Raw genomic sequence first — 25,679 nt, forward strand, 5'->3', positions numbered from 1 at the left:
AGTATTTGATAAAGAGGAATGATACCTATGAGTAAAAAGTGGACTGAAGCTCAACGTGAAGCTATTTTTACACAAAAATGCAATTTGTTAGTAGCAGCAGGAGCTGGAACAGGTAAAACGGCAGTGTTGGTGGAAAGAATAATACAGAAGATAACTAACACTGATGAAGATGTAGATATAGATAGGTTGTTGGTTGTTACATTTACAAACGCAGCAGCTTCCGAAATGAAAGAGAGAATAGGAGAAGCACTTTCAAGGTTATTGGAGATGAACTGCAATTCTAAGAATCTTCAAAAGCAACTGGCCTTGTTGAATCAATCCAATATAATGACTATTCATTCTTTTTGTCTTAAAATTATAAAGAGCAATTTTCATTTAATAGATTTAGATCCAGGTTTTAGAGTGTGTGACAATACTGAGGCCATACTCTTGAAACAAGATGCACTTCAAGAAATTCTGGAGGAAAAATATCAGGATGCAGAAAGTGAATTTTTAAAGCTGGTGGATAGCTTCAGGGACAAAAATGATATAAGGCTTCAAAATATGATTATATCTCTGTATGAATTTTCAAGAAGTAATCCCTGGCCTAAAAAATGGTTAGAGGAAGCTGCAGAAGATTTCAATGTGGGGGAAAATTTTAATTTCGAAGATACTCTGTGGGCTAAGATGTTAATACATAATTTGAATGTAGAAGTCGGCGGCTATAGAGATAAAATGGAAAATGCCCTGGAGATAATTAAAAGCACTATAGGTCTGGAACATTATATATGTCCTTTTGAAGATGATATTAAAAGTATAGATAAAATACTTCAAACTAATTCATGGAATGAAATGAAGAAGGAGTTTATGAAATTGAAATTTCATAAGCTTCCTGGTAAAAAAACAGGAGATGATATAGAAAGTATAAAAAAGAGTGTTAGAGATATAAAAGATGAAGTGAAGAAAAAGTTAAATGATATAAGGGAAAGCATATTTTTAAATTCAGATAATCTAGTTAAAGATATGAAGAAGGTGTATCCTAGAATTAACTGTCTAGTAACTCTTGTGATGGATTTCAGCAGCAGATATTATGATAAAAAAAGGGAGAGAGGAGTGCTGGACTTTAGTGATATTGAGCATTTTTGTCTTGATATATTGACAGATATGGATGATATGGGACATAAAATACCTTCGCAGGTTGCCCTGGAATATAGAAAATATTTTCAGGAAATATTTATAGATGAATACCAAGATAGTAATGAAGTTCAAGAAGTTATAATAAATATGATAAGCAGAAAAGATCAAGATGCAAATTTATTTATGGTAGGGGATGTAAAACAGAGTATATATAGATTTAGACAATCAAAACCGGAGTTATTTCTACAAAAATATGATGCCTATTCTGAAAGAAAGGGAAGTAGAAATAGAAAAATAAAATTATCTGAAAATTTTAGAAGCAGGAAAGAGATAATAGATGGTGTGAACTATTTATTCAAGCAAATAATGTGCAGGGAAGTAGGGGAGCTTGATTATAATGATGACGAATGCCTGATAAGTTCAGCTCAATATAAAGATTGCAGTGGGAAATCTGGGGGAGCCATAGAAATCTATATGGCTGACAAAAAGGAAGCTGAGTCAGGATTGGAGCTGGATAATGAGGAAATGTTGGATAACATTCAAGTGGAAGCCCGTATGGTGGCGGGGAAAATAAATGAATTGGTGAACCCAAAATCAGTTGAGGGGCGTTTTAAAGTATATGACAGTAAAATGGATTGCTATAGAAATGTTATGTACAGGGATATAGTAATATTGATGCGTGCAACTCGAAATTGGGCATCAACTTTTGTGGAACAGTTGAATGATTTTGGGATACCTGTATTTGCAGATACTTCGACAGGTTATTTTGATACCGTTGAAATAAAAACTGTAGTGTCACTTCTTGAAATAATAGACAATCCAATACAGGATATACCGCTGATAGCAGTACTTAGATCACCTATAGAAACATTTTTGCCAGAAGAACTTATGGATTTGAGAATGGTAAACAGGGAAGCACCCTTTTATGAGGTACTCAAAGCAGTGGCAGAGGAAAGCACAAACTCAAAATATTCTCTGGAGGGCATAGATGATGTATTGAAATGTAAAGTTGTAAAGTTCTTGAAGAGGCTTGAAAACTGGAGGAGAAAAGTTATATATATGCCCATAGATGAATTTATATGGCATCTTTATACAGAGACGGGATACTATGGTTTTGTAGGGGCTATGTCTGGAGGAGTTCAGAGGCAAGCAAATCTGAGGATGCTGTTTGAAAGGGCAAAGCAGTATGAGAAAAGCAGCTATAAGGGGCTTTTTAATTTTATAAATTTTATAAATAAACTTAAAAGCAGCAGTGGAGATCTGGGAAGTGCAAAAGTTCTCGGGGAAAATGAAGATGTGGTCAGGATAATGAGCATACACAAGAGTAAAGGTTTAGAATTTCCCATAGTAATATTGTCGGGAGCAGGGAAAAATTTTAATTTAATAGATATAAATAGAAGTTTGTTGTTCCATGATAAATTAGGGTTTGGGCCAGATTGTATAGATATTGAAAGACATATATCCTATCCTACGATTATGAAGCAGGTATTGAAGAGAAAATTAAAAATTGAGACTCTTTCTGAAGAGATGAGAATATTATATGTAGCTTTTACCAGGGCAAAAGAGAAGCTTATAATAACAGGAATGGTGAGGGACATTGAAAAAACAGCTAAAAAGTGGTGTGAGTATGCTTCTTATAGTAAATCTAAAATTTCAGAATATGCTCTTATGAATGCTAAAAACTTTTTAGATTGGATAGGACCAGCAATTGCAAGACATCCTTTTGGAAAACCTATCAGGGATATTGCAGGTTCCCAAAATAATTCAAATTGGATAGTTAAAGAGGACGAATCCATATGGAAAATGTATATTAAGGGTATGGATAGTTTTATAAAAGGCATATCTACTGGAGAAGTCCGTGGAGATGATATAACGGAATGGATCAAAAATTTAGATAAAATTTCTTGTAAGAAGACATGTGCAAAAGAGGTCAATAAAAGACTAAACTGGAAATATAAATATGAAAAGGCTTCTGAAATACCTGCCAAATTTTCAGTATCGGAATTGAAGAGAAGATTCAATCTTATAGATAGAGAAGATAGTGTGGAATTTATAGAACCCGTATATTTAAAAAAACCACTCTTTTTAAAAGGGAGTAGAGGTCTTACTGCAGCGGAAAAAGGAACGGTTATGCATTTGGCAATGCAGCATATTGATATTAAAAAAGTCAATTCCTATTCGGAAATAGAAGAGCAGATACGCAAATTGGTGCTGGAAGAATTTATAACTGAAGAAGAGGCAAAATCCATATCAATACAAAAAATATTAAAATTTTTTAATTCTTCTATTGGTGAAAGAATGAAAAGAGCAGAAAATTTGTATAGAGAAGTTCCCTTTTACATGGAAGTAGGCAGCAGTGAAATATATAAAGAACTGCCTTCAAAAATTTATGATAATGAGAAAGTGCTGGTACAGGGCGTAATAGATTGCTATTTTCAGGAGAAAGATGAATTAGTGCTCTTGGATTACAAGACAGATTATGTAGAAAGCTTAGAGAATATGAGAGAGAAATATAAAATTCAAATTTATTATTATGCACGGGCATTGGAAAAACTTACGGGTAAAAAGGTTAAAAATAAATATTTATATCTATTTTATAACGATAATATATTAGAAATTTAAATAATAATATAATTATAAAGTACTTTTTATGTTCAGATATTTTATTTTATTGGAGGAATTTGTATGGAAAATGCCGTAGATAAATTATTGAGATATGTAAAGTTTGATACTAGCTCTGATGAGGAATCCAGCACTGTGCCGAGTACTTTAAAGCAGTTGAAGTTGGCAGAGCAGCTTTCAGAAGAATTGTCAAGGCTCAATATGAAGAATATATCCCTGGATGAAAAAGGTTATGTTATGGCTACGTTACCTGGCAACACAAATAAAAAAGTTCCAACAATCGGTTTTATATCCCATATGGATACCAGTCCTGAAACTTCAGGAAGAAATGTAAATCCCCATATATTAGAAAATTATAATGGCGAGAATATAATTTTAAATAAAAAGGAGAATATAATTTTAAGTACCGAAGATTTTCCGGAGATAAAGAATTATAAGGGTAAGAAAATTATAACTACGGATGGAACAACTTTATTAGGTGCAGATGACAAAGCTGGTATTGCAGAGATAATGGCTGCAATGGAGTATTTAGCGGAACATCCAGAAATAAAACATGGAGATATAAGAGTAGGATTTACACCAGATGAAGAGATAGGGAGAGGACCAGATCATTTTGATGTAAAAAAATTCAATGCTAAATTTGCATATACAGTGGACGGTGGAGCCCTTGGAGAACTGGAATTTGAGAATTTTAATGCAGCTTCTGCAAAGATAACAGTTTCTGGAAGAAATGTACACCCTGGTGAAGCAAAAGGGAAAATGATAAATTCAATGCTCATAGCTAGTGAATTTATAAATATGCTTCCTAAAGATGAAATTCCGGCATCTACGGAAGGATATGATGGATTTTATCATCTAGTTTCAATGAAAGGAAATGTAGATGAAACTAAACTTAATTATATTATAAGAGATTTTGATCAGAATAAATTTAATGGCAGAAAAAATTTTATAGAAAGATGTGTAAAAAAAATAAACGAAGAATATGGCAGAGAGGTTATAGATGTTAAAATAGAAGAACAGTATAAGAATATGAAAGAAAAAATTGAGCCTGTGAAATATATAGTTGACATAGCTTTTAAGGCCATGAAGGAAGTTGATGTAGAACCTAAAGTTGTACCAATTAGAGGGGGTACCGATGGAGCAAGACTTTCTTTCATGGGACTTCCAACCCCTAATATATGTACAGGAGGACATAATTTCCACGGCAAATTTGAATATATACCGGCTTTTTCCATGGAAAAAGTAGTACAGATTATAATTAAAATAGCCCAGATAACTGAAAAAAATTATAGTAACTCTTTTTAGAATTTATAATATTATATTCAATATAAGATATAAAAAAACTGGATTTTTGTTTTGATGAATCAGTATTTTCAATGGAAGGGGTATGGATGAAGGAAAATAATGAATTTAAAGTAACAACTGATATAATAGAAGAGTGCTTAAGGGAGTGCCTGGAAAATGAGGATGAACATGAAAAAAAAGATAAACCACACCATGTTAGTAGTAGATAAAGGTGTGATTCTCATTACAATTAATTAATCGATTGAATATTTTTTTTCCAGGTGCCTGAAGGCAATTACCAAAACTGAAGTTATAACTAGATATATTACAGCAGCTATTATAAAGGGAGTAATGGTAAAATCACGGGTCACTACTTCCTTTGCTGCTCTTAAAAGATCCCCAACTCCAATAGTTGCAACTAATGCAGAATCTTTTATTAGATTTATACTTTCATTGCAAACAGGAGGAAGTACATTTCTGGTAGCCTGTGGAATTATTATCTTTGTCATAGTTTGGTAATAACTCATTCCCAAGACCCTGGAAGCTTCATACTGACCCTTGTCTATGGATTCAATACCAGCTCTGAATATCTCTGCTAAGTATGCAGCATAATTTATAGTAAAAGCAAGTCCGGCAGCAGCTAGAGGAGATAGTCTTATGCCAATTACAGGAAGACCAAAATAGGCAAAAAATAGCTGTAAAAGTAGAGGAGTTCCTCTAAAAGCCCAGGTGTACAAACTTAATATAGTTTTTAGTGGCTTAATTTTAGATATTTTACCTATTGCTACTATACATCCTAAAGGTATGGAAAATACAGCAGTTATAAGAAATAATTCTCCAGTTATTAGACTTCCCTTTAATATAAATCCTGTAATGTCCATAAGATTATCCAATTAAATCACATCCTAACTTTTTATTTTGCTATTATATCTTTACTGAACCACTTTTGGGATATCTTATCTGCAGTTCCATCTTTCTTCATAGAATCCAGTGCTTCATTTAACTTATCTTTAAAAGCTGCATCGCTTTTTCTAATACCAACACCATAATCTTCTTTCCCAAAATTGTCATCAAGTATTTTATATAATCCGGGTTTTTTCTGTAAATAATATCTCCCGACAACCTCATCTACCACAACAGCATCAATACGTCCCTGGTTTAAATCCAGTAGAGCTTCTGTATTATTTGAATATTTTCTCACTTCTTTTAAGGATTTTGAAGTGGCGGTATCCGACTTCAATGCAGTTTCACTGCTGCTCCCAAGTTGAAGTCCTACGGTTTTACCTGATAAATCTTTCTTAGTCTTTATATTTGAGTTGTTTCTCACTACAATTATCTGTTTGTTTTGAAGATATACTTTTGAAAAAGATATCTGCTTTTTCCTGTCTTCTGTTATGGTTAGACCGTTCCATATAACATCTATGTCCTTGTTGTTTAGACTGAGAATAATACCATCCCATTCTACAGGCTTAAAGACTACATTTACCCCCATTTTCTTTGCAGCGGCTTTGGCCATGTCTATGTCAAACCCTACGATTTGACCTTTTGAATCCCTAAATCCCATTGGGGGGAAACTGTCGTCTAGGCCAACTACAAATTTACCCTTTGATTTTATGTCATCCCAGGATGTATCTGTTTTTTGAGATTGTCCACATCCTGAAAATATTGATGTCACAATAAATACCATGATTGCTAAAATACTTAATTTTTTTTTCATTTTAATTGCCTCCCTTTTATATAAATCAATTACAATAAATATTATAATTTACCGTGGTAAATTTGTAAACTGATAAATTAAAAGTATATAGAGCTGTTAAGTGTGAAAAAATGCTGATTGAATTGTAGTTTGACTACAATTCAATCAGCATTTGATAACTTTTAATAAATACTATTTAAGTAGAGCTTTTGCAGCAGCCTTTATATCATTCTTTCCTAAGATAGCAGAAATTACGGAGATGCCATCCACTCCAGTAGATAATACATCTTTGAAATTCTGCTCATTAATTCCACCTATGGCAACAGCAGGTATGCTTATACTATTGTATATTTTACGTAGACCTTCTATACCTATTGGCGTATCTATATCCTTTTTAGTTCCAGTGAAAAATATAGTTCCTATTCCAATGTAATCTGCACTATTTTTTTGTGCATCTACAGCTTCTTCCACAGTACCTGCAGATATTCCTATTATTTTATCTCTGCCCAATATCTTTCTGGCTGCGACTAAGGGCATGTCGCTTTGACCAAGATGTACACCATCTGCATCTACAGCTTGAGCTATATCCAGTCTGTCATTTATTATGAAAGGAACTTTGTAATAATCAGTAACTTCCTTAATCTTCAGTGCTAATTTGTAAAATTCCCTTGTGGAAATGTTTTTTTCTCTTAGCTGAACCAAAGTGACGCCGCCTGAAATTGCATCTTCTACAGCTTTGGATAGATCAATATTTTTTAAAAAACTTCTGTCTGTAACCAAATATAGACTATAATCTATTTCCATACTATTTTGGCACCTTCTTTTAATTTTTCTTCACTTAACTGATATATGCAGTCTATGAGCTTAACTCTAAAGCTTCCAGGTGTATTTGCTGCTTTAAAGGCTTCTTCTCCAGCTATATTCATTGAGAGTATGGCATTTACAGTAGCTGTGAATTTATCTTCAGATGCTCCACAGGCAGCTCCGCAAAGGGCACCCAGCATACAACCGGATCCAGTAACTTTAGTAAACATTTCTGTGCCGTTTTCAATTACAGCACTTCTTTTACCATCTGTTATGAAATCCTTTTTACCGGTGGCAGCAACTGTGCACTTGTATTTTTGAGATAAAGCTATGCAGCATTCTAAGGCACCTTCTCCAGTATCAAAGGAATCTACACCTTTTACATTGGAGGATTGTCCTGCCAAAAATTTAATCTCTCCTATGTTTCCCTTTATGACATCAATTTTTCCAACCTGGAGTATTCTGTTTATAACTTGAATTTTTTTTGGCACGGCGGCACAGGCTACAGGATCTAATACTACGGGGATATCATGGATTTTTGCAGAAGTGCTGGCTAAAACTGCGGCTTGTTCCTGCTCTTTATTAAGAGTTCCTAAATTTATGTACAGGGCAGATGATAATTTGACAAAATCAAAAACCTCATCATAGGCCTCACACATAGCAGGGGAGGCACCATAAGATAGGAGAATATTTGCACAGTCATTTATGGTAACATAGTTGGTAATACAGTGGACAAGAGGTATTTTATTTCTAACCTCTGATAATATTTTTGTTACTTTGTCTAGATTTATATTGTTCAATTTTTTAACCCCCTTTAAGTTTAAAAATAATTTCTTCTATTAAAAAGTTATACCGGCTTTTTTATAAACTTCTATAAAATGTCCAACAGGGCCAACTCCATGACCAATGGGAAATGAATTTTCTATTGCCTTAGTTATATATTGCTTTGATAGGTTTACTGCCTTTTCAATATTGTGTCCTTTGGCTAAATAGGAAGCTATAGCGGAAGATAAAGTACATCCTGTTCCATGAGTGTTTTTAGTGTTTATTCTATGACCTTTAAGGGATAATACCTTATTATCGTGAAGCAAAATATCATTGGCATCATTGCATCTATGGCCTCCCTTTACGAGTATGCTCCTTGCACCCAGTTCTTTTATTTTAAAAGCTGCACTTTCCATATCTTTTTCATTTTTAATTTTTAGTCCGCTGAGAACTTCTGCCTCTGGAATATTTGGAGTTATTACATCTGCAACATTTACCATAGTTTTTATTGCTGTTTCTGCTTCAGGTTTTAAGAGAGAATATCCGCTTTTTGATATCATTACCGGATCGAGTACTATATTTTTGGCCCTATATTCTATTAAGAGCTTTTTTATTACAGATATGGTTTTACTATTTGAAACCATTCCGATTTTTACTGCATCTACTTCGATATCGTCAAATATGGATCTTATTTGAGCCTCCACAATTTCAGGAGTTACGTCCAGTACATCTTGTACACCTATAGTATTTTGGGCTGTAACGGCAGTGATTACACTCATTCCATACACGCCAAGTGCACTCATGGTTTTTAAATCAGCTTGTATTCCCGCACCACCTGAGCTGTCAGAACCTGCAATTGTCAATACTTTTTTCATTAAAAACACCTCTAATTTTGTATTTGTTTAAGCAACTCCAAGGTTCTAAAGAAGCTAGGAGTGCTGGCAGTGATAGACACCGTATAAATATAAAAGGTGTATGCGGAAAAGCATACACCTAATAAAAATCAAAAGTCATGTGAAATTGCTTCCCTACGCCAGTTTTATCTGGATCAGGTTCAAAGGGTTAGAGAATATCTCTTCTCAGCTATATAAAGCACCCCCACAGCCTATTTTATTTTAAACTCATTATACTACCTTGATAAAAATTTGTAAATCAATTTTAAATTTTATTCTTCTGGTTCAGATTTTGTAGGATTAGAGGTCTTTTTATTTAAGCCAAGTATAAAATAGAAAGCTAGTATAAGTAAGAACCAGAAACATCCTACAATAAGAGCAATCCTAGTATCTGGGCTAAAAGCTAGCATTACGATGACGAAAGCTAAAAATGCCAGTACAATCCAGTTAAGATAAGGATATCCAAACATTGGAAAATGCAACTTTTTTATTTCTTCCGGAGTAAGTCTTTTTCTAAACTTCATCTGTGCTATCAGTATAATGCCCCAAGTCCAAATTGCACCAAGTGTAGCTACACTTGTAATGTAAGTAAATACCTTTCCAGGTACCAGAAAATTAAGAACAACTCCAATTAACATAAAAAATGCAGAAATCAAAATGCCAGTAGCTGGAACATGGGTTTTACCAAGCTTACTAAACTTTTTTGGTGCTGTTCCCTGCAGGGAAAGATTGTACAGCATACGTCCAGTACTGAAAATGCCGCTGTTACAGGAAGATAAAGCTGCAGTCAATACTACAAAGTTTATAATACCTGCTGCTGCAGATACACCCAATTTGCTAAATGTTAAGACGAAAGGACTTCCAGTTGTACCAAGGGTATTCCATGGATAGAGTGACATTATTACAAAAAGTGCACCTACATAAAATATAAGTATTCTCCAAAGTACTTTGTTGATAGCTGACGGTATCGTTTTCTCAGGATTCTTTGCTTCACCTGCTGTAACGCCTATGAGCTCTGTGCCCAGATAAGCAAACATAACCATTGTTACTGCAAGCATAGGTCCCCATCCACCTTTAGGGAAAAATCCTCCATGTGTCCATAGATTTGAAATTCCGATAGGTTTTCCACCATTACCGAAACCAAATATAATCATGAGCAACCCTAGTACTATTATTGCAATAATTGTAACTACTTTGATAATTGCAAACCAGAATTCAAATTCACCGTAGGCTTTTACTGCAATTAGATTTACGCATGTCATTATAATAAGTGCTGCCAGTGCAGGTATCCACTGAGGCATAGTTGGAATCCAGAATTTAACGTATACGCCTACAGCTGTAATTTCAGCCATACAGGTTACCACCCACATAAACCAATAAGTCCATCCAGTCATATATCCTGCCAATGGACTTATGAATTCATTGGCATAGGCGCTAAAGGATCCGGAAACAGGATAGGAAGTCGCCAACTCACCTAGAGCTCTCATTATGACAAACATAGCTAGTCCAGCTATAATGTAAACCAATAGAATTGCTGGCCCAGCTGTTTGAATAGCAGTAGCAGAACCTAAAAATAGCCCTACGCCAATTGCTCCTCCCAGGGCTATCAATTGAATATGACGTTCTTCTAAGCCACGCTCGAGATTCTCATTTAATGCATCTTGTTTACTCATTGTGTTCCTCCTTAGTTGGTTAAATAAACCTTAGGATAATTACTTTAAAATTATTTAATTTAAAAATTTATCACCTTCTATGGCTATCATACATTATTTAGAATATTCTCAACTAAATAATAGCATATTTTCATTTACATAACAACTAGTATTTAAAATTTTCATTGAATTTACAATTATTTTAGATTTAAATAATGTTATTTAAAAAATATAAAAATAGTAAGATAAAAGTCATATACTGTTTCACAATATGAATATTATTATAAATTTGCTTTTATACTGCCTCTTGACCACAGGTGATATTTGTGATATTATACTTTTGTCACTTGCCGAAGTGGTGGAATTGGCAGACGCAACGGACTCAAAATCCGTCGATAGTGATATCATGCGGGTTCGACTCCCGCCTCCGGCACCATAGATGTAGAACAAAAAGAACACTTTGGAATTTTCCAAAGTGTTCTTTTTGTTCTATTCTTAAAAAATAGAACAGATCAAAAGATCAATGTGATTTCTTTAAAATAATGTTGACCTGGTCGGTTCATGAGAATATAATATTATATAAACCGATTCGGTTTATATAATGATTCTAAGGTTCTTAAAAAAAAATTTTCTCATAGGTAAATCACTGCAAGCCTTAGAATTACCTCATCCAGGCGCGTAGCAGTGTTTATCTCTCTTTAAAAAGTCAACAATATTAGCAATAGTAGCATTTGGATGAATTTTGAGAGGTGAGCTTTTTGAAAAAATTTTTTAATTTGCCTGTAGAGAAGCAAAATAAAATCATAGATGTAGCACTTAAATCCTTTGGTAAAAATGGCTATAAGAAAACTTCCATAGGGGACATTGCTGCTGCAGCAGGAATTTCAAAATCCATGGTGTTTCATTACTTTGGTACAAAAAAAGCTTTGTATTTTTATTTAATTGAGCTATGCGACAATATTATTATGAAAGAAGTTGATGAAAAATTTAATTATAAGGTTACTGATTTCTTTGACAGAATTAAGCTTTCATCTAATATTGAAATTTCTGTTATGAGGAAACACCCTGCAATTCCATCCTTTTTAACAAGCATGTATTTTGAAAATGACGGGGAAGTAAAAGGTGATATAAAAACCATTATTCTAGCAAAAGGTGTAGATTTTAGGAACAAAATTGCTTTTGATGGTGTAGATTTTTCAAAATTTAAGGAGAATGTTGATCCAAAGCTTGTTATAAAGATACTTCTTTGGCTTACTGATGGATATATGAATCAATTGTCAAATAGGACAGCAATAAATTATGAAGCTTTTTTTAAGGAATTTGAAGAATGTATTGATTTACTCAGAGACAATCTTTATAAGGAGGAATATGTATGAATCCCTATGTGTTGGATTTCAGCAACATTGATAAATCAGATCTACCTTTAGTGGGCGGTAAAGGTGCTAATTTAGGAAAACTGTCTAAAATCAATGATATTATGTGTTCCAGAAGGTTTTTGTATAACTACTGAAGTCTATAAAAAAATTGTCTGTGACAATTCTGAATTTAATAGCGTAAATGATCAATTATCTTTTTTAAAGATAATTGACAAAAGAAAAATCAGTGAATTCAGTAAAAAGGTTCGGGAGATTATAGAACAGATACCTATCCCGATGGAGATTATAGAAGAAGTCTTGCATTACATTTCAAAGCTTGGCGAGAAAAATGCATATGCAGTGCGTTCAAGTGCTACGGCAGAAGATTTGCCTCTAGCTTCTTTTGCTGGTCAGCAGGATATCTATCTCAATATTAAGGGAATGAATAATATATTGAAATATGTAAAAAAGTGCTGGGCGTCACTTTATACGGACAGAGCGGTAATTTATCGTATACAAAATAATTTTGATCATCGAAAGGTGTATCTCTCTGTAGTAATACAAAAAATGGTTTTCTCCCAGGCCTCAGGGATAATGTTTACTGCAGATCCTGTAACTTTCAACAGAAAGGTAACATCTATTGATGCAAGTTTTGGCCTTGGTGAAGCTCTTGTATCAGGTCTGGTTAATCCAGATATCTATAAAGTGAGAGAAGGAAAAATACTGTATAAAAAGATATCTATCAAAAAACTCGCTGTTTCGGCACTGCAAAATGGTGGTACAAAAGGGAAGGACATTGATACTGCAAAGCAAAATATACAGACCCTTCGGGATGAGCAAATTTTACAACTGACAAATATAGGCAGAAAGATTGAGAATTATTTTGGATGTCCACAGGATATAGAATGGTGCCTTTGTGAAGGTAAATTTTATATTGTTCAAAGTAGGCCTATAACTACATTGTATCCTGTACCATCAGAGGCTGTGGATGGAAAAAATCATGTATATATTTCATTTGGGCACAGACAGATGATGACTGAAGCCATGCGGCCACTAGGAATATCTCTTTTTCAAACTTTATTCAAGCAGATGGTTGGCACTCCCATGAATGAAATGGGCGGAAGGCTTTATATTGATGTATCCCGTGAACTTTCCTCGCCATTTATCAGGATGTCTTTTTTCAAAGGAATGGATGCGGTAGATGTCTTAATGAAGAATGCTCTTGCTGATCTTGTAAAGCGAAAGAATTTTATCAAGACTCTGTATAGGAAGAAGACAGCTATGGCTTCAAAATCAATGTGGCTGAAATGGATACTATTTACTATAAAAGATTACAGAGCAAACAACCCTGCTATTCTCAGCAATATCAAAGCTTTTGGACCAGGTGCCCACAGTATGAAATTTGAACAGAACTTGATAGAGGCAAAACAAAAAAAACATGAAATTATAAACCGTCTTGAAAGATTGCACGGTGGAAAGGGAAAAGCAAGGAAGTTCAAAAAGGCAGTTAGCGTCCTGCGCAATTATGCCGGTTATCGTGAGTTTAACAAGTATGTTTTGGTGTGGTATGACTGGATTATTAAACAGACATTTATGAAAGAAGCAGATGCTTTAGTCCATAAGGGTATAATACAGGAAAGAGAAGATATATATTATTTGACTTTTGAGGAATTTAGAAAAGTTGTTGAGGCACATGAAATAGATTACAATATCATAAGTAAGAGAAAAAAAGATTATAAGACTTTTCAAAAACTTACGCCTCCACGTGTTATAACCTCCGAAGGTGAGATCATAACAGGGCAATATAATAGGGATAAAATACCTAAAGGTGCTATGGCGGGAGTACCTGTTTCATCTGGAAGCGTTGAAGGCCGGGCACGTGTTATTTTAAGAATGGAGGATGCGGATATAGAGGAAGGCGATATACTAGTTACAAAATTTACTGATCCCAGTTGGACTCCGCTGTTTGTATCCATCAAAGGTTTGATTACTGAAGTAGGTGGAATGATGACACATGGAGCTGTTGTTGCAAGGGAATATGGTCTGCCTGCAGTGGTAGGTGTTGAAAATGCTACGAAATTGATCAAAGATGGACAGAGAATAAGGCTGAATGGGGAAGAAGGATATGTGGAAATTTTGTAATGGGGTGCATAATAAATTATTTGGAGATGAATTTTAATGAGAATAATTTCCGTTTTGATATCATAGGTATTTTATATAGTAACTTTTTCGGCTGCATTAATTATTTATGCATAATTTTTTTGGAATGGTGCATTGTGAACTGTGAATTAAATAAAATGTATTTAAAGATAAAGATAGTATAATTATATTCCACTTGCATTTAGTATACCATGGGAATTATAATTAATTATGGGATATGAGAATTATATTAAAAAAGATTTAAGGGGGTAATGCAAGTGGAATATCAATTTTCACCCATAAGATTTGATAATAGGGGATATATTCGAGATTCGGTATTTTCTATTTTACGTAATGCCATACTGGATGGAAAATTAGAGCCAGGCCAACGATTAGTGGAGCGCAGTATTGCAGAACAGTTGAAGATAAGCAGGACTCCAGTACGTGAGGCAATCCGTCAACTCCAATATGAAAGGTTAGTAACATATATTCCACGTAAAGGTGTAGTAGTTTCTGGATTTAGCAAGGATGATATCGAGGAAATTCAACTTATTAGAACTACATTAGAGGCATTGAGCTGCAGCATTGCGGCTGGAAAAATCAATGATGAAGAATTGGACTATTTGAATTCAATTGTTAATCAAATATCAGATGAATGTGAAAAGGAAAATAACGGAAAGTTAAGCATGCTGAATAAAAGGTTTCATGAATGTATATGGAAAGCAGCAGATAGCCCACATTTATATTATTTTATAAATACACTCTGTGAATATGTTAATAAATTCACCCATTTGACCTATACTAAGCCTGGTAGAATCCAAGAAGTTATATTAGAGCATAGAGCAATAGTTAATGCTTTACAAAAACATGATAGTTCTGCTTCTTATGAAGCCATGAAAAAGCATGTAGAGAAATCTGGCCAGATATTTCTTAAAATGGCTTATTCAAATAAGAATAGTTAATGATGTCATTTATATGCAGTGAATATGTTTAGAAGTAAGTTACGGGGATTGGCGATTTTAATTGATAAAAAAGAGTTTGTTAAATAATAAATTTTCTGAAAATTTATTGAATTTATTATTTAAGGGTGCTATAATAAAGTTGGAAAAATTAGTTGTAGAATATAATGGTAGGAAATAAGGATTAAGTGTTGATATAAATTATGGTAATTAATCAGGTAAATTTATAATAAGATGAAAGGTTTATTGTGTTAAAATGGTATACGGTATACCATTTTAACACAAATTAAATCGCTACTATTGAATATTAAGTTAATTTGTCAAAAATAAAAAAAGTTATAGAGTAAAGGAATAATGAAGCATTAAAAATATATATTTTATCGTAAAATGGTATACCGTATACCATATATTAAAAATTTTGTCTAAATTCGATTGGCAGTTGCTCAAAGTTACTGGGAGGTTAAGAAAATGACTGAGTTTGATTCTATTAAATTAAAAGTTAAAGAGGGATTGGTAGAAGATTCCCGTAAGGGCATTGTTAGAATGAATCGAGAGGATATGGAGCAACTAGGAGTAGATACGGGAGATGCTATAAGTATAGAGGGTAAAAGGATTACTGCAGCAAAAGTTTATCCATCTTTTAATGATATTTACGGCCAGCCATTGATCCAAATGGATGGAATAGTTAGACATAATGCTGGTGTGGGAATAAACAGTGAAGTGACGGTAAGTAAAACTGAAGTTAAAATAGCGCGTAAGGTAGTGCTTTCCCCGCTTGAAAATTTCTATGATTGGACACAAAAAGATGAAATTGAGATAAAGAATATGTTGAAAGGAATGCCGATGCTCTGTGAGGATGAATTGTCTTTAACTCTCTTTGGCAGCAATGAGTGCAGTTTTCTTGTAAGTGGAACAGCACCGTCGGGAGTAGTTAAAATTAATAAAGAAACTGATATTATTTTTGTACAACCTGAGCTTGGCATTAATGGATCGAGAATTACATATGAAGATATAGGTGGATTAGATGAGCAGGTTCAAAAAATAAGAGAAATTGTGGAATTACCTTTAAAGTACCCTAATGTCTTTAAAAGATTAGGTGTTGAGCCACCTAAAGGTATACTACTCTATGGCCCCCCAGGTACAGGAAAGACTTTAATTGCCAGAGCGGTTGCTTCTGAGACAAAGGTCTATTTTGTCCATGTAAACGGACCGGAAATAATGAACAAGTTTTATGGGGAAAGCGAAGCAAAATTAAGAGAAATCTTTAAAGAAGCAAAGAGCCGGGCTCCAAGTATAATTTTTTTAGATGAGTTGGATTCTATTGCACCCAAGAGAGAAGATGTTCATGGTGAAGTTGAAAAAAGAGTGGTAGCTCAACTCCTTGCGCTCATGGATGGTTTGGAAAATCGAGGTCAAGTTATTGTAATCGGTGCCACAAATATACCCGATTCTTTGGATCCTGCACTTAGACGTGCTGGAAGATTTGATAGAGAAATTGCAATTATGCCCCCTAATAGAGAAGGCAGGCTTAAAATACTGCAGATTCATACGAGATGTATGCCTCTTGATAAAAATGTGAAATTGGATAAGCTGGCCAAAATTACTTATGGATTTGTTGGTTCAGATCTTTCAGCACTGTGTAAAGAAGCAGGAATGATAGCACTTAGAAAAGTTTTGTCAAAAATTACAGATGACAATAATATTCCTCCTTTTAAGGTTTCAATGGATAATTTTACTGATGCACTGAGAGAAATAGAACCTTCCTCTACCCGGGAATATTACTCAGAAATTCCAGATGTAAAATGGAATGATATAGGGGGGTTAGATAGGACTAAAAAAGTTTTACAAACTTTAGTGGAACTTCCGCTTCATGATCCTGATCTGTGTAAAGAGTATGAGTTTACGCCGCCTAAGGGCATTTTATTAACAGGTCCTTCAGGCACAGGTAAAACTTTATTGGCAAATGCAGTTGGAAGCTCCGCTAAAATAAACTTTATAAGTATAAATGGCCTTACATTAATCTCCCACTGGATGGGAGAATCAGAAAAGACCTTACATGATGTATTTGTAAAGGCTAAACAGACTGCACCTTGTATTTTGTTTTTCGATGAGTTGGATGGCATTGTCCGTTCCCGCTCTTCAGGTACAAACAATTTAAGAGACAGGCTGATAAGTCAGCTTATACTGGAATTTGATGGCTTAGAAAAAGTTCAAGGAGTTACGGTGTTAGCTGCGACTAATAGAATAGATTTAATTGATTCTGTTTTACTTAGAGAAGGACGGTTTGAATACATACTGAAGTTATCTCTGCCAGAAATTGATGAAAGAGAGTCAATTTTAAAAATACATTCTAAAGGGCTGCCTGTTTCCGAAGATGTAGATTTTAGGAAGCTAGCCGAGAAAACCAGGGGAATGAGTGGTGCGGAATTAGCTACATTGTGCCATAAGGCTTCATTCATGACGCTTATGTTGTCCATAAAAAATGGTTTGAAAATGAAGATAAGTCAAGATATCTTTAATCAATCCATTGATGAAATAAATAATCAAAAGAAATTTGGGGAGGTGATTAGAACAAAGTCTCAGCGTTGAAATTTCTCGCAATATTAACCATTAAAGAAAGGAAGGTGGAACAAGGTGTCAAGTCAAAATTTATTTGATGAGCCAGGGTTGAAACAGATCACAGTTTGGGGTAGAGGAGTATATGAAAATAAAGAAGCTCGTGATGTAGTAGTTTCTTTAACAGAAGCAGCTGCGTTAGAGGGAAAATATGTTCAAGCATGGGAGAACTATGTTGATCTTCCCGACCGTATTTATGTTCCGGTAAGGGCATATGGAAAAATTGGTACTCAGGAAATAGAGTCAAGATATGTTTATGAAAATGAAGCTCCTGACATTGTGGTTCTTACAGAAGAAACTCTTGTAAAAGGTGTGGATATTTTGTCTGGAATAAAGCCGGGGGCAGTGCTAGTAGTAAATACAAGGCGTTCTCCGGAATATCTATTTGGATTCATTAAAAAGAATACAGAAAACCTTTCAAAAATTGTTACAGTGGATGCAAATAGCCTTTCAAAATCTATTATTACTCTTTCAGGTGCTGAAGGTGCTACAGATGCATCGGGAATAGGAAAAGGTATTGGTGCTGTACTGGCTGCTGCTGTTGTTAAAGGCACAGAAATTGTGAAATTCGATAATTTGCTTCAAATTGTCGCCAATAAAGATGCTGCTAAAAAAGCTTATGAACAATCAATTGTTGTAGATGTAGATACTATACCGAAAGCTTCTGTGTAATAGTTAAAAAATATTAAGGAGGTGCTGTAAAATGGCTGTACCGTATGAAAAGATTCCCTTTGCAGGAACTGTACCTTCTCCCCAGAAAGAAAATGAAGGTATGATTACTGGTAATTGGCGTACTAGAAGGCCAATATTAGATTCTGAAAAATGTGTGGAGTGTCAAACTTGCTGGATTAGTTGCCCTGATTCTTGTGTGAATCTCATGACTAAAGATAGCCCTATTACCTTTAATTTAAAATATTGTAAAGGTTGTGGAATTTGTGCTGAAGTATGTCCAGTAGGAGCAATTACTTTAGTACCCGAACTGGATTTTAAAGATTGAGTTTATATTAACAGGAGGTGAATTGAAAAATGAAAAGCAATATAAAAAGAATGTCAGGGTGTGTGGCGACAGCTAATGCAATTAAATTGGCTAATGTGGATGTTATATGTTCATATCCAATCCGCCCATATACCGGAATTATGTCAGAGCTGGCAAGGATGGTGGCAGATGGAGAATTAGATGCTGAATTTGTTCTAGGTGAAGGAGAACATGGGCAGTTGAGTGTTGTTTATGGAGCTTCCGCTGCTGGGGCCAGGGCTTTTACAGGCAGCTCAGGAGTAGGTGTAACCTATGCTATGGAGGTGTATTCACCGATTTCAGGAGAAAGGCTTCCACTTCAGATGGCAATTGCAGATCGTACTTTAGATCCGCCAGGTGATTTTGGTTCAGAGCATACAGATGCTCTATGCTGTCGTGATCAAGGGTGGATTCAGGGATGGGCTTCTACACCTCAGGAAGCACTGGATTTAAGCCTTATGTATTATCGCATTGGTGAGGATCCACGTGTTCTTTTACCGCAGTATGCCTGTCAGGATGGATACTTTGTATCCCATATTCTTGGTGAAGTAGATGTACCATCTCAAGAGCAGGTGGATGCATTTTTACCGCCTTATAAAAACCGTCACGTGCTGGATACAAAAAATCCTGTAATTATAGGACCGCAGATGGAACCTGAAATGGGACCTGGGACTCAATATCAGAGACATATGGCCGTAGAAGGGGTGTATAAAGTATTTGAAGAAGTTCATGAGGAATTTGCGGATATATTTGGACGTAAATATGATCCTTGGCTTGAGAAATATATGACTGATGATGCTGAATCGGTTATTTTCATCCAGGGAGGACATGCCGAAACAGCTAAGAATGTGGCAAAGCATTTGAGAAATCTGGGTGAAAAAGTTGGCGTAGTTAGGCTGCGTACACTGCGTCCTTTCCCAACTAAACAGGTACGTGAAACCTTGAGCAAATTTAAAGTGGTAGGTGTGGTAGATAACTCGGTTAATTTCGGAATATCCTGTGGAGCAGGTGTTCTTCTTACCGAAGTCAGGGCAGCTCTATATAATGACGATAGGAAAGTGGAAACCATTGGATTTGTAGCAGGACTTGGAGGTTCCATGATTACTCAGGATGAGTTTTATAAAATGTTTAATATTATGAAAAATGTAGCCAAAACCGGGAAAAATGAAAAACAGAGTTATTGGTCACCGTTTGAATTGTAAATATGAAAGGAGGAAGTCAAGTGTTAGAAGAAATTAAATCTATTAAGGAAGCACCAAAAGAAGAATATTATGTTCCAGGTCATCGTACTTGTGCTGGATGTGGGCCTGCACTGCAGTATAGATTAGTTGCCAAAGCAGCAGGCAAGAATACGATTTTTATCGGACCTACAGGTTGTATGTATGTCGCAAACACAAGTTATGGATGCGGACCTTGGGCTGTTCCATGGATACATGCGCAAATTACCAATGGTGGAGGGGTTGCCTCTGGAATATCAGCAGCATTTAAAGCTATGATACGTAAACATAAAACCGATGCAGAATACCCTAATATCATTGTAATGGCCGGTGACGGCGGTACTTCTGATATTGGAATACAGTCACTATCTGCTGCCTTTTACCGCGGACATAATATAGTATTTATTTGCTATGATAATGAATCCTATGCCAACACGGGAATTCAAGCCTCTCCAACTACACCTTATGGAGCATGGACTACTTTTACTCCAGCTGGTCCTGTAGTTCCAGAAGGTAGAAAACTTATGCCAAAGGATATTACTAAGATCATGGCTCATGGCCATCCTGAATTAAAATATCTGGGAACTGCATCGGTGGGTTATCCTCTGGATTTGATGAATAAAGTGCGTAAAGCTTGCAATGCGGAGGGACCAGCTTTTCTCTATATTCATGCACCATGTCCAAAAGGATGGAGCTTCCCGGCAGAAAAAACAGTTGAAATTGCTAAATTGGCAGTTCAAACAGGTATGATACAGTTGTATGAACTTGTAGATGGAAAGTATAAGTTGACTTATAAACCTGCTAAGTTGAAACCAGTCAGTGAATATATAAAGTATCAAGGACGATTTAACCATCTTAAGCCTGAACATATTGAGAAACTTCAGAAATTTGCAAATCAACGTATGAAAGAGGTCGGAATAGAATACCGTGTGCCTCCAGTAGTAGAATAATAAATTTTAATTAAAATATATTAGTAGTAGCAATATCTGTAATCAAGTGGTTCTTAGATTCAGGTGTAATTTGCTAATAAGGAATTTTCTCCATCTGGACCTTATTAACAGTATTTTACGTTATTCTTTAGGTGAAAACTTATCCCCGGATTGATTTATTGACTCCGGGGTTCTAATTGAAAGAGAGTAAGGTGATAAAAAGGTAGATATTGTCAACTGACTCATTAATTTGAGTGAGATCTTTGAAAATTAAATATTAATTTAAGGAGGAATAATGCATGACTAATGTTGATGAGATGAGAGTTAAAAATATCAATGCATATGGATCAATCCTCGGGAACCGTTGGGTTCAACTTATAGCTGCTGTCATTGCCATGATAATGATTGCCAATCTGCAGTATGCCTGGACTTTATTTACCACTCCATTAGTTGCACAATTAAAGTCATCTCTAGCTGTCATTCAGTATGCTTTTACTCTGTTTATTATGTTTGAAACCTTTGTTCAGCCGGCAGGAGGATATCTGCTTGACAGATTTGGCTCAAAACTGATGTTTATCCTTGCAGGCCTATTTATTGGAGTGGGCTGGAGTATGATGGGACAAGTAAATTCTGTAAGTGGTCTGTATTTTGCCTATGCTATGGCAGGAGTTGGTGCAGCAATTATCTATGGTGGTTGTGTTAGCGTGGCAATTCGTTGGTTCCCAGATCGAAGGGGTATGGCTTCCGGTATAATAGCAGGTGCTTTTGGTCTTGGCTCAATGCCTTTTGTGCCGGTAATTGATAAATTATTGCAAAACAGCGGTGTTGCACAAGCTTTTCTGGTCACTGGAGTTTTACAGGGCATTGTAATCATAATTGTAGCTTTGATTTTGCGTTATCCTGTTGGTTCTAAAATGCCTAGTAAAAAAGAGAAAATTGCCAAGTTAGATCAATCCCAAATTGGATTCAGCCCTACACAGATGCTGAAAACTCCGAATTTCTGGCTTATATGGTCCATGTTCTTTTCTATTAGTGTAGGTGGACTCATTATCACAGCTAATACTAAACCTTTTGGAAAGGAAATGGGAATAGCTTCCTCAATTATTGTGCTGGCAGTCATGTTAAACAGCCTGGCGAATGGAATAGGAAGAGTTTTTTGGGGATGGATTTCAGATAGGTTAGGTCGTCCTAGGACCATGTTCATATCTTTCGGTTTAAATGCAATATTCTTGTTTATTTTACCTGTCATAGGTGGTAATGGTATTCTCTATGTAATTTGTATGATGTGTATAATGTTTACATGGGGACAGCTCTTTTCGTTGTTTCCACCGACTAACGCAGATGTATTCGGTTCCACTTATGCTGCTACCAACTATGGATTTCTCTATAGTGGAAAAGGAATAGCCTCTATTTTAGGTGGAGGTCTAGGAGCATACCTCGCTAGTTCTTATGGATGGAACGTAGTATTTTCATGTGCTGCAATACTTTCCTTATATGCCTGTATAATGTCACTGGTTTTGCCTCGCATACCAAAACCAGTGAAAAAACAGCCTGTGGTAAGTAAGGAAGAAGTTACTAAAGCTACTGATTAATATTTACCTAAAATATTTTTAAAGCCATTTCATTTCTACCTCTTACACTACACTTACAGTATACCATAAGCTCGAAATCATTTCAATAGTATTTGGTATACCAAATACCAATTCATATAAAGAATATACTGTAAGCTGTTCTAAAAGTTTGGTTTATTAAGCTAAATAAGTATAATTATAGGATAGGAGAAAGGGCTTATATTGTTGCAACAACTATATTGTGGAAATTTTGGAAATTCTATTGGAAATGGTTTTTTATTCTTTCTTTGCCTGATGTAAGTCCATAGTTGTAAAATAAGGTGTAACTTTTATTTTAAGTTATACCTTATTTTTAATGTAGTGTATTATAATTGTATAAGAAGATATTTTCATGTAAAGTATACTTACATAAACTACTTATATATAAGAAGGGAGAATTAGACAATATGGATATTTCATTTTTGGGAGGAGCCCGTGAAGTTGGAGGAAGCTGTATACTGCTGACAATATATAATAAAAATATATTACTGGACTGCGGCATAAGGCAAAGTTCTTCCAAAGATGCCCTTCCTGATTTTAAGTTGATTCAGGATAAGGGGGGCGTAGATGCCATAGTAATAAGCCATGCCCACATGGATCATATAGGCTCCCTTCCAATTATAAGCAGGGAATACCCAGAAGCCAGGATATATACTACCAGGATGACCAAGGATTTGATGAGAGTGCTGCTCTATGACAGTCTAAAAATTATGAACCACAGAGAAGGAGAAATTCCCCTGTATGCGGAAAAGGATGTCATAAGCATGCTGAATCGTGTATTTCCCATAAATTATATGGTTAAATTTACTGTATTCGACAATATAGTTCTTACTTTCTATATGGCAGGGCATATAGCTGGAGCCAGCTGTGTCTATATTACAACTCCAGAAGGTTCATTTTTTTACTCAGGTGATTTTTCTCTGTTTTCTCAGAAAACTGTGGAAGGGTTGAAACTGCCCAAATTAAGACCAGATGTGGCGATTTTCGAATCCACTTATGGTGACAGACTTCATTCAAACAGACAGGTAGAGGAAGAAAAACTTGTTGGTATAATAGATGAGTGCATCAGGGAAAAGGGTAAAATGCTGATCCCGGCCTTTGCTCTTGGAAGGGCGCAGGAGGTAATTCTCATTGTAAAAAAGGCGATGAATAAAAAAGTATTAAAAAATATTAAAGTCTATGTGGATGGAATGATAAGAGATATAAACAGAGCTTATAAATTAAACCCTCTGTATCTTAAAAATTCTCTGGGTAAAAAGATATTGAAAGGGATTGAGCCATTTTATGATGACAACATAATTGCAGTAAAGGATAATGAAACCAGGGAAAATATATTGGAAAGCGAAGAACCTTGTGTGATAATATCAAGCTCAGGCATGCTTACCGGGGGCTATAGCCAGTACTATGCGGAAAAAATAGCTGCTATGGAAAAGGGATATATAGTTATAACCGGCTACCAGGATGAAGAATCACCAGGGAGAAAACTGCTGGATCTTTTGAAAGATGAAGAGGATAAAAAATTATGCATAAATGAAAAAACCATTGAAGTAAAGTGTAAAGTTGAAAAAATAGGCCTTTCAGCTCACAGTGATAAATTTGAAATAAAGTCTTTAATTCATCTTTTAAATCCAAGAAGTATATTTATTGTTCATGGGGACCAAAAAGTAGTTGAGAGTTTTTCAAGAGAACTTTTTTCGGAAGTGACTGGAGAAATATATGCTCCTAAATGTGGGGAAAGTTATGAAATATATGTACACAGACCTCGAAAACAGCGGGAAAGATACATAGGCAAAATCATGAATTCCTATGAAGAATTGGATGAAGGCAATGTGAGAAAGCTATGGGAATTTGTATATGACAATTATGGGAAAAAGCTGTTTACGCTGGAAGAACTCTTCTATATATGGAGAGGCCGTAATAAATTGAAAAATTCTTTTGAGCATTTTCAGAAAATCATAATTAATTCTCCGTATTTTGAGAGCGACAGCAAAAGGTTGTTCTTGTTTGGCTGTCAGGAGGAGGAAAAGGTACGAAAAATTCTAGATAAGAAAGAGCTCAAACCAAATGAATTGAGGGAGATCATATATGAACATTTTGGCAAATTTAATTTTAAAAAAGCCAGCTATATATATGATGAGAAAAAAATTATTTTAAGCTTTGATTTTCCAGCTGTGGTAAACGGAGATATATATGATGTGATGAAAGAATTTCAAGAGGAATGGGGATGGGAAGTTAAAATAAGTAATAGGGTGAATATAAATGCGGTTTCAGAAATAATAAAAGAATTTTTTCAGAAGGAAAATATAAATAAGATATCCTATAGGCTGGAAAAAAATGAAGTTCTAGTAAACTTAAATTCACCAGTCGATATAGAAGAAAGCAAAGAGAGAAAATTTAAGAATATTACAGGAATGGATATTTTGATTAAATCAACGGGGGATTTAGCCACAAAGAATACAGATATTATAGCTGTAAAAGCTGATAATGAATGTGATACTATGGAACAAAACAAAGCTTTACAATTCATTGACGAGTTTTTTCACAGTGAGGAATTCAAACCCTATAAGAAAAGTGTGAAATCCTGCTTGAATAAAAAATATATAGAGCTGTCTTTTATTAGTCCTGTAATAGGGAAAAAATATAAAAGAAGTATTAAAAAAATAGCAGATAGTACAGGTTGGGATATAAGTATTTCAGAAAGTGCAAATCAGAATAAAATAATAGAAATGGCGGTAGTACTTTGCAAAAGAGAAAGCATAGAATTGAGAAAGAATCCGGCTTTTAATAGTTTTGATTTGAGTGTAGAATTGAAAATTAAAGAAGGATGTTTAGAAAACAATAAGGAAAAATTAAAGGATATAAAGAATGAGTTTGAACATAAAACAGGCTGTGTATTAAAATGGTAAATGAAAGTATAAAATATGACTTGTTATATACAGATTTGACAAGTATAAAATAATTTATAGAAGATTTAGACAAAATATGATAATATTATATATAAGTTACA

The 25,679-nt window shown here is 34.8% G+C and carries 20 protein-coding genes, 1 tRNA gene and 1 riboswitch; of the genes, 15 read left to right on the top strand and 6 right to left on the bottom strand.

Annotation, left to right across the window (positions count from 1 at the left end):
• The first annotated feature begins 27 nt into the window (after positions 1 to 27).
• The 3 genes from addA (at position 28) to LN736_RS18970 (ending at position 5,252) form a co-directional block, all read left to right on the top strand.
• A complete protein-coding gene (addA, locus tag LN736_RS09250; protein ID WP_179977853.1) occupies positions 28 to 3,738 on the top strand; it encodes a helicase-exonuclease AddAB subunit AddA in 3,711 nt (1,236 codons plus the stop codon).
• A 63-nt stretch (positions 3,739 to 3,801) separates the two neighbouring features.
• The gene (gene pepT / locus LN736_RS09255; protein ID WP_229981433.1) at positions 3,802 to 5,043 is read left to right on the top strand and encodes a peptidase T; all 1,242 of its coding nucleotides are present in this window, start codon (positions 3,802 to 3,804) and stop codon (positions 5,041 to 5,043) included.
• Positions 5,044 to 5,129: 86 nt separating this feature from the next.
• The gene (locus tag LN736_RS18970) at positions 5,130 to 5,252 is read left to right on the top strand and encodes a hypothetical protein (RefSeq protein ID WP_268253824.1); all 123 of its coding nucleotides are present in this window, start codon (positions 5,130 to 5,132) and stop codon (positions 5,250 to 5,252) included.
• 24 nt (positions 5,253 to 5,276) lie between these two features.
• Here LN736_RS18970 and LN736_RS09260 read toward each other — a convergent pair whose 3' ends face one another.
• From LN736_RS09260 to LN736_RS09285, 6 genes are all read right to left on the bottom strand, one after another.
• Positions 5,277 to 5,915, bottom strand: a complete 639-nt coding sequence (locus LN736_RS09260) for an amino acid ABC transporter permease (RefSeq protein ID WP_150357176.1) — start codon at positions 5,913 to 5,915, stop codon at positions 5,277 to 5,279.
• Between the two features lie 20 nt (positions 5,916 to 5,935).
• Complete coding sequence (locus LN736_RS09265; protein WP_150357175.1) at positions 5,936 to 6,739, bottom strand: amino acid ABC transporter substrate-binding protein; 804 nt, start codon at positions 6,737 to 6,739, stop codon at positions 5,936 to 5,938.
• Between the two features lie 171 nt (positions 6,740 to 6,910).
• Complete coding sequence (thiE, locus tag LN736_RS09270; protein WP_150357174.1) at positions 6,911 to 7,522, bottom strand: thiamine phosphate synthase; 612 nt, start codon at positions 7,520 to 7,522, stop codon at positions 6,911 to 6,913.
• Positions 7,513 to 8,322, bottom strand: coding sequence for a hydroxyethylthiazole kinase (thiM, locus tag LN736_RS09275; RefSeq protein WP_179977851.1), 810 nt, complete (start codon positions 8,320 to 8,322; stop codon positions 7,513 to 7,515). Before thiM ends, thiE begins: the two co-directional genes overlap by 10 nt.
• 39 nt (positions 8,323 to 8,361) lie before the next feature.
• A complete protein-coding gene (gene thiD / locus LN736_RS09280) occupies positions 8,362 to 9,162 on the bottom strand; it encodes a bifunctional hydroxymethylpyrimidine kinase/phosphomethylpyrimidine kinase (RefSeq protein ID WP_150357172.1) in 801 nt (266 codons plus the stop codon).
• 132 nt (positions 9,163 to 9,294) lie between these two features.
• A riboswitch (TPP riboswitch) is annotated at positions 9,295 to 9,397 on the bottom strand.
• 55 nt (positions 9,398 to 9,452) lie between these two features.
• The gene (locus LN736_RS09285) at positions 9,453 to 10,853 is read right to left on the bottom strand and encodes an amino acid permease (RefSeq protein WP_150357171.1); all 1,401 of its coding nucleotides are present in this window, start codon (positions 10,851 to 10,853) and stop codon (positions 9,453 to 9,455) included.
• Positions 10,854 to 11,181: 328 nt separating this feature from the next.
• Here LN736_RS09285 and LN736_RS09290 point away from each other — a divergent pair.
• The 12 genes from LN736_RS09290 (at position 11,182) to LN736_RS09340 (ending at position 25,578) form a co-directional block, all read left to right on the top strand.
• A tRNA-Leu gene (locus LN736_RS09290) sits at positions 11,182 to 11,268 on the top strand.
• Between the two features lie 322 nt (positions 11,269 to 11,590).
• Positions 11,591 to 12,208 (top strand): TetR/AcrR family transcriptional regulator, encoded by a 618-nt coding sequence (locus LN736_RS09295; protein WP_150357170.1) that lies wholly within the window; start codon positions 11,591 to 11,593, stop codon positions 12,206 to 12,208.
• The gene (locus tag LN736_RS19195; protein WP_407647133.1) at positions 12,205 to 12,342 is read left to right on the top strand and encodes a hypothetical protein; all 138 of its coding nucleotides are present in this window, start codon (positions 12,205 to 12,207) and stop codon (positions 12,340 to 12,342) included. The genes LN736_RS09295 and LN736_RS19195 overlap by 4 nt, the downstream gene beginning before the upstream one ends.
• Positions 12,302 to 14,329, top strand: coding sequence for a phosphoenolpyruvate synthase (locus LN736_RS09300; RefSeq protein WP_407647134.1), 2,028 nt, complete (start codon positions 12,302 to 12,304; stop codon positions 14,327 to 14,329). The genes LN736_RS19195 and LN736_RS09300 overlap by 41 nt, the downstream gene beginning before the upstream one ends.
• 275 nt (positions 14,330 to 14,604) lie before the next feature.
• Positions 14,605 to 15,288 (top strand): GntR family transcriptional regulator, encoded by a 684-nt coding sequence (locus tag LN736_RS09305; protein ID WP_150357169.1) that lies wholly within the window; start codon positions 14,605 to 14,607, stop codon positions 15,286 to 15,288.
• 465 nt (positions 15,289 to 15,753) lie between these two features.
• Positions 15,754 to 17,874: a CDC48 family AAA ATPase gene (locus LN736_RS09310; RefSeq protein WP_229981434.1), complete on the top strand. Its 2,121-nt coding sequence runs from the start codon at positions 15,754 to 15,756 to the stop codon at positions 17,872 to 17,874.
• A gap of 45 nt (positions 17,875 to 17,919) precedes the next feature.
• Complete coding sequence (locus tag LN736_RS09315) at positions 17,920 to 18,573, top strand: oxalate oxidoreductase subunit delta (RefSeq protein ID WP_150357167.1); 654 nt, start codon at positions 17,920 to 17,922, stop codon at positions 18,571 to 18,573.
• A gap of 31 nt (positions 18,574 to 18,604) precedes the next feature.
• Positions 18,605 to 18,898, top strand: coding sequence for a 4Fe-4S dicluster-binding protein (locus tag LN736_RS09320; RefSeq protein WP_150357166.1), 294 nt, complete (start codon positions 18,605 to 18,607; stop codon positions 18,896 to 18,898).
• Between the two features lie 29 nt (positions 18,899 to 18,927).
• Positions 18,928 to 20,118 carry an oxalate oxidoreductase subunit alpha gene (locus LN736_RS09325; protein ID WP_229981435.1) on the top strand — a complete coding sequence of 397 codons (1,191 nt, stop codon included), beginning with the start codon at positions 18,928 to 18,930 and terminating at the stop codon, positions 20,116 to 20,118.
• A 20-nt stretch (positions 20,119 to 20,138) separates the two neighbouring features.
• On the top strand, positions 20,139 to 21,083 hold the full coding sequence (locus LN736_RS09330; RefSeq protein WP_150357164.1) for an oxalate oxidoreductase subunit beta: 945 nt from the start codon (positions 20,139 to 20,141) through the stop codon (positions 21,081 to 21,083).
• 278 nt (positions 21,084 to 21,361) lie between these two features.
• Entirely contained in the window at positions 21,362 to 22,654 is a 1,293-nt protein-coding gene (gene oxlT, locus LN736_RS09335; protein WP_150357163.1) for an oxalate/formate MFS antiporter, read from the top strand.
• Positions 22,655 to 23,079: 425 nt separating this feature from the next.
• Positions 23,080 to 25,578 (top strand): MBL fold metallo-hydrolase, encoded by a 2,499-nt coding sequence (locus tag LN736_RS09340; protein WP_229981436.1) that lies wholly within the window; start codon positions 23,080 to 23,082, stop codon positions 25,576 to 25,578.
• Positions 25,579 to 25,679: the final 101 nt, after the last annotated feature.

Origin of the sequence: Clostridium aromativorans, assembly GCF_020908015.1 — a bacterium.
Classification (GTDB): Bacteria; Bacillota; Clostridia; order Clostridiales; family Clostridiaceae; genus Clostridium_B; species Clostridium_B aromativorans.

Excerpts from the sequence above, each read along its gene's own strand:
- addA (WP_179977853.1), top strand. The coding sequence starts at position 28 with ATGAGTAAAAAGTGGACTGAAGCTCAACGTGAAGCTATTTTTACACAA.
- pepT (WP_229981433.1), top strand. The coding sequence starts at position 3,802 with ATGGAAAATGCCGTAGATAAATTATTGAGATATGTAAAGTTTGATACT.
- LN736_RS18970 (WP_268253824.1), top strand. The coding sequence starts at position 5,130 with ATGAAGGAAAATAATGAATTTAAAGTAACAACTGATATAATAGAAGAG.
- LN736_RS09265 (WP_150357175.1), bottom strand. The coding sequence starts at position 6,739 with ATGAAAAAAAAATTAAGTATTTTAGCAATCATGGTATTTATTGTGACA.
- thiE (WP_150357174.1), bottom strand. The coding sequence starts at position 7,522 with ATGGAAATAGATTATAGTCTATATTTGGTTACAGACAGAAGTTTTTTA.
- thiD (WP_150357172.1), bottom strand. The coding sequence starts at position 9,162 with ATGAAAAAAGTATTGACAATTGCAGGTTCTGACAGCTCAGGTGGTGCG.
- LN736_RS09285 (WP_150357171.1), bottom strand. The coding sequence starts at position 10,853 with ATGAGTAAACAAGATGCATTAAATGAGAATCTCGAGCGTGGCTTAGAA.
- LN736_RS19195 (WP_407647133.1), top strand. The coding sequence starts at position 12,205 with ATGAATCCCTATGTGTTGGATTTCAGCAACATTGATAAATCAGATCTA.
- LN736_RS09300 (WP_407647134.1), top strand. The coding sequence starts at position 12,302 with ATGATATTATGTGTTCCAGAAGGTTTTTGTATAACTACTGAAGTCTAT.
- LN736_RS09310 (WP_229981434.1), top strand. The coding sequence starts at position 15,754 with ATGACTGAGTTTGATTCTATTAAATTAAAAGTTAAAGAGGGATTGGTA.
- LN736_RS09320 (WP_150357166.1), top strand. The coding sequence starts at position 18,605 with ATGGCTGTACCGTATGAAAAGATTCCCTTTGCAGGAACTGTACCTTCT.
- LN736_RS09325 (WP_229981435.1), top strand. The coding sequence starts at position 18,928 with ATGAAAAGCAATATAAAAAGAATGTCAGGGTGTGTGGCGACAGCTAAT.
- oxlT (WP_150357163.1), top strand. The coding sequence starts at position 21,362 with ATGACTAATGTTGATGAGATGAGAGTTAAAAATATCAATGCATATGGA.
- LN736_RS09340 (WP_229981436.1), top strand. The coding sequence starts at position 23,080 with ATGGATATTTCATTTTTGGGAGGAGCCCGTGAAGTTGGAGGAAGCTGT.